General features: G+C 34.8%; 3 protein-coding genes. All 3 read left to right on the forward strand.

Annotation, left to right across the window (positions count from 1 at the left end):
• On the forward strand, positions 1-822 hold an 822-nt coding region (gene coaBC / locus HRT72_14105; GenBank protein NQY68843.1), incomplete at its 5' end, for a bifunctional phosphopantothenoylcysteine decarboxylase/phosphopantothenate--cysteine ligase CoaBC.
• Positions 822-1,721, forward strand: a complete 900-nt coding sequence (locus HRT72_14110) for a DUF4835 family protein (protein NQY68844.1) — start codon at positions 822-824, stop codon at positions 1,719-1,721. The genes coaBC and HRT72_14110, both read left to right, overlap by 1 nt.
• Before the next feature lie 18 nt (positions 1,722-1,739).
• Complete coding sequence (gene recN / locus HRT72_14115) at positions 1,740-3,395, forward strand: DNA repair protein RecN (protein ID NQY68845.1); 1,656 nt, start codon at positions 1,740-1,742, stop codon at positions 3,393-3,395.
• Positions 3,396-3,413 lie beyond the last annotated feature (18 nt).

Raw genomic sequence — 3,413 nt, forward strand, 5'->3', positions numbered from 1 at the left:
ATGTTTCAACATCCATCTACAACCAAGAATTTAATGCAACTCGCAGATTTTGGTCATCATTTGATCCCACCAGAAGAAGGTGAGTTGGCAAGTGGTCTCATAGGTGAGGGTAGAATGGCGGAACCTGATAATATCATTGAGTTCATTAATGAGCAATTAAGGAAAAGTCTTCCGTTAAAAGGTAAAAAAGTGATGGTTACTGCCGGACCTACATATGAAGCAATTGATCCCGTTCGGTTTATTGGCAATCATTCTTCTGGGAAAATGGGTTTCTCAATAGCCAATGAAGCGGCAAAGCATGGAGCGGATGTTACGTTAATATGTGGACCTACAAATTTGGATATTGTTGATGATGGTATAGCAAGAATAGATATTGTATCCGCTCAAGATCTTTACGAAGCTTGTGTAGATAGCTATAAAGAACAGGATATAATTATAATGGCTGCGGCTGTTGCCGATTTCACACCAGAAGTAAAGCATACTCAAAAGATTAAAAAGCAGAAGGATCCCAAAACTTCAATTGCGTTAAAATCGACTTCGGATGTACTTAAGAAAATAGGTGAGTTAAAATCAGAGAGTCAAATATTAGTAGGTTTTGCTTTAGAAACCAACGATGAAGAGGCTCATGCCAAGAAGAAATTGAAAAACAAAAACTTGGATTTTATTGTTCTTAATTCATTGAATGATGCCGGAGCTGGATTTCAACACTTTACCAATAAGATAAGTATTATTGATAGAGACAATAACGTAACATCTTTTAAATTAAAGCATAAGCTTGAAGTAGCAAAAGACATTATTAAAAAGGTAATTAGTCTTATATAATGCGTTCCATTTTTGTTTTATTATTCTTATTTCAATTCAGCTCATTCCTTAGCGCTCAAGAACTAAATTGTCGTGTTACAGTTCGTTCAGATAAAATTCAAGGAACAGATAAGCGTGTATTTACTACCATGCAAACAGCTATGCGTGAATTTATGAATAACACGAAATGGACGGAAGATGAATATAAGAATGAGGAAAGAATAGAATGCAGCTTGTTTATTAACGTAATGGAGCGAATGGGAACCGACAAGTTCAAAGCATCAATTCAAATTCAAACAAGAAGACCGGTATATAAAACATCGTTTAGTTCTGTATTGTTTAATTATAACGACGACGATTTTGATTTCACATATTTAGAGTACGATCCTATTGAACTCAACACATCTAGCTTTGGCGATAATTTGTCTTCCGTTTTGGCATATTACGCCTATATAATACTAGCAATGGATTACGATTCTTATGAACTCAATGGAGGTACTGAAAACTTCCAAAAAGCTCAACAGATTGTGGGTTATGCACAAAACGCAAAGGAATCTGGTTGGAAAGCTTATGAGGGTAGAAAGAACAGATATTGGTTAGTTGAGAATACCTTAAATGATGCATTCTCTCCTCTAAGAGAATGTAATTACGATTACCATAGAAAAGGATTAGATGTTATGCACAGTGATGTAGATAAAGGAAGAGGTGTGATTTTTGAAAGTTTAAAACTCCTCAGGAAGTTAAATAGTGCCAGACCCAATTCCTTTAACATGCAATTGTTTTTTGGTGCCAAGGTGGAAGAAATTGTAAATATATTTTCCAAGGCTTACGAAGACGAAAAGAAACAGGTCGTTCAGTTATTATCTCGAATTAACCCGACTAATGTTTCCAAATACAATAAGATACTCAAGCCACGATAGTTTAACGTAATACCAGATATGCTTCAGCGCCTCTCTATTCGAAACTATGCACTAATTAAAGAATTGGATATTGAGATATCCAATGGCTTGTCAATAATTACAGGTGAGACAGGAGCAGGAAAGTCTATCCTAATCGGTGCACTTAGATTAATTACTGGGCAGAGGTCGGATAGCAATGTTCTTTTTGAGAAGGATAAGAAATGTATTGTAGAAGGAGTCTTTAATATTAAAAGCTACTCTCTTGAAGCCTTTTTTAATAAAAACGAATTGGACTTTGAATTACAAACAACAATTAGAAGAGAGATAAATACTTCAGGTAAATCAAGAGCTTTTGTAAACGATACTCCAGTTAAGCTGGATATTCTAAGGGAATTGGGTAGCTATTTATTGGATGTTCATTCTCAACACGATATGAGGAGTCTTAACTCTAGTTCCGTTCAATTAGAAATTGTTGATGCATATGCACAAAATGAAAAGATACTCTCAGAATATAAAGTTTCCTTTAAACAGTATTCTACACTGAAAGCTAAGTACGACGAACTTGTATTGGAAGACACTAAATCAAGAACAGATCGCGATTACTACCAGTTTCTATTTGATGAGTTGGAGGATGCCGACCTGCAAGAAAATGAATTAGAAGGATTGAAGAGACAAGTAGATCTGCTGAATAATAGCGAAGAGATAAAATCGAACTTAGAGAAAGCAATTTACGGTTTGCAAGAGGGTGACTTGAATATTCTTAATCAGCTAAACGAAATAAATGGGCTAATTAGAAGTATTTCGATATATAGTTCGACCTCGGAAGATCAACTCCTAAGGCTGGAAAGCTGTTATCTCGAATTAAAGGATATACACAGTGAATTGGAAATCCTGTCTAATGGTATTGAATATGACGGTGAGAAATTAATAGAGCTCTCTTATAGGCAGGATTTGATTAATTCTCTTCTACACAAACACAATAAAAATGACATTCAAGAACTCATTCTTTTAAAAAATGAATTCAGTGATAGGCTCATTAATATTTCAACTCTAGAAAATGAGATTAAGAAGTTAGGCGCGGAGCTTGATGAATTGAATTCAGTTTTGATCAAGAAATCAGATATGCTTACTAAATCAAGAAAGAACGTTTTGCTTGATGTCGAGAACGAGGTACATAAATTACTTTCATTGATGTCTATGTCTGATGCTCAACTGAATATTTCATTTGATCAGTCTTTAGAATTAAATCGGACAGGCAGAAATAAGGTTCAGTTTTTGTTTAGTGCAAATAAAGGAAGCGTTCTACAAGAACTGAGCAAAGTTGCCTCTGGAGGGGAGTTATCTCGATTGATGTTGGCAATTAAGTCCGTTGTTTCAAAATTAATAGCAATGCCTACTATAATATTTGATGAAATTGATACTGGTGTTTCAGGCGAAGTGGCAGATAAGGTAGGCAGGATAATGGTTCGGATGGCGGAATCTATGCAAGTTATTAGTATTACGCACTTACCACAAATAGCTTCTAAAGGAGAAAGTCATTTCTTTGTTTCTAAAAGTTCAGAAAAAGAGAGGACTACTTCGGAAATTAGCTTACTCAATGAAAATGAAAGAATAAATGAAATTGCAAAAATGTTGAGTGGCGATGGACTTTCCGATGCGGCGATACAGAATGCAAAAGAATTATTAAATACATAAAACGATTTTTTATATTTG

It is taken from the genome of Flavobacteriales bacterium, from assembly GCA_013214975.1.
Taxonomy (GTDB): Bacteria; Bacteroidota; Bacteroidia; order DT-38; family DT-38; genus DT-38.